Origin of the sequence: Streptomyces muensis (genome assembly GCF_021474425.1) — a bacterium.
Taxonomy (GTDB): Bacteria; Actinomycetota; Actinomycetes; order Streptomycetales; family Streptomycetaceae; genus Streptomyces; species Streptomyces muensis.
Map to the genome: position 1 here is coordinate 1 of NZ_JAKEIP010000541.1, position 1798 is coordinate 1798.

Consider the following 1798-nt stretch of genomic DNA (forward strand, 5'->3'; position numbering starts at 1 on the left):
GGACCACGCCCTCCCCGGCGCCCCCACCGCCCTGGGCGTCGGCCACGGAGCCCTCCTCACCCCCGAGGGCGCCCTGCTCAGCCTGCGCGCCCGCTACCCCGACAGCGACCTCGCCTTCACCGGCGTCACCGTGATCGCCGTCGACGGCGGTACGACGGCGCTGGCTCCTCCGGGCGCACACATCGAGGGAGCCCGGTCCGTCCTCCTCCTCACCCGGGTCCGGCGCCACACCGGCGAACTCGACGTGACGGCGGAGGGCCGCGCCCTGCGCGACCTGGCGGCCACGGGACACGACGAGCTCCTCGCCCGCCATGTCGCCCGCCACCGCACCGCCTACGAGCGCGTCACCCTCGACCTCGCCGCCGACCCGGCCGAACGCGCCCTGCCCGGCTCCGAGTTGCTCAAGCGTCCGAGTGCCGCCGCCCTGCTGGAGCGGCTCTTCGCGGCCGGCCGCTACCATCTGCTGTCCGCCGGCGGCCTCTTCCCGCCCCGGCTGACCGGCCTGTGGACCGGCGACTGGAACACCGCCTGGTCGGGCGCGTTCACCAACGACGCCAACCTCAACCTCCAGACCGCCTCCGCCGCGGCCGCCGCCCTCCCCGAGGTCACCGCGGCCCACGCCGCGCTCATCCAGCGCCAGCTGCCCGACTGGCGCGACAACGCCCGCGCCGTCTTCGGCACCCGGGGCGTGGTGGCCCCCGCGCACACCGACGGCGAGTCGGGCCACTCGTACCACTTCAACCGCGAGTACCCCCTGCACCTGTGGACCGCAGGCGCCGACTGGCTGCTCAAGCCCCTCGTCGACCACGACGAGACCCACGGCACCCGCGATCCCCGCACCGCCGCCGCCCTCGCCGAAGTCGCCCACTTCTACGAGGACTTCCTCACCCGGACCGACGCCGACGGCCACCTGGTCGTCGTCCCCTCCTACTCACCCGAGAACCGGCCGGCCAACGCGAGCTGGGGCACGCTCAACGCCGCCATGGACCTCTCGGCGGCCCGGCACGCCCTGCGCACCGCGGCCGCCTACCACCCGGACACCCCGGACGCCGACCGCTGGCGAGCCCTAGCCGACCGCCTCCCCCCGCACCGGATCAACGCCGACGGCGCCCTCGCCGAATGGGCCTGGCCCGGCCTGGAGGACTCCTACGACCACCGCCACCTCAGCCACCTCTACGGCGTCTGGCCGCTCGACGAGATCACCCCGTACGACACCCCCGACCTCGCCGCGGCCGCCCACCGCGCCCTCGAACTGCGCGGCGCCGAGAACGACTCCGCGCACGGCCACCTCCACCACGCCCTGATCGCGGCCCGCCTCAGGGACGCCGGCCGGGTCGCCCACGCCCTCGACCAGGTCCTCGGCGGCGACTTCTTCCACGCCTCCCTGATGAGCGCCCACTACCCGAACCGCGACGTCTACAACGCGGACGCCGCGCACACCCTGCCGGCCGTACTGATCGAAACGCTCGTGCAGTCGACCCCGGACCGCCTGGTCCTGCTGCCCGCCCTTCCCCCCACCTTCCGGGAGGGCCGGCTCCGGGGCGTGCGCACCCGGTTCGGCGCGGAGGTCGACCTGACCTGGACACGCGACGGCGCGACGGCGGTCCTGAAGCCGTCCCGCACCGTCCGCGTCGAACTCCGGACTTCATCCGGCGACGGCGACAGCGCCGCACAACCGCTCGACCTCGTCGCCGGAGAAGACCACGTCCTCACCCTGAGGACGTGGTAACCCCCCACCGCACATCCCCCGCGGGGGGGCCCCGCCGGGGGGGGGGGCGCGGGGGGGGGGGGGGGGGGG

General features: G+C 75.5%; 1 protein-coding gene. It reads left to right on the forward strand.

Annotated features, from left to right (window positions below; genetic code table 11):
- On the forward strand, nucleotides 1–1729 hold a 1729-nt coding region (locus L0P92_RS44160), incomplete at its 5' end, for a glycosyl hydrolase family 95 catalytic domain-containing protein (protein ID WP_234768770.1).
- Between the last annotated feature and the right edge of the window lie 69 nt (nucleotides 1730–1798).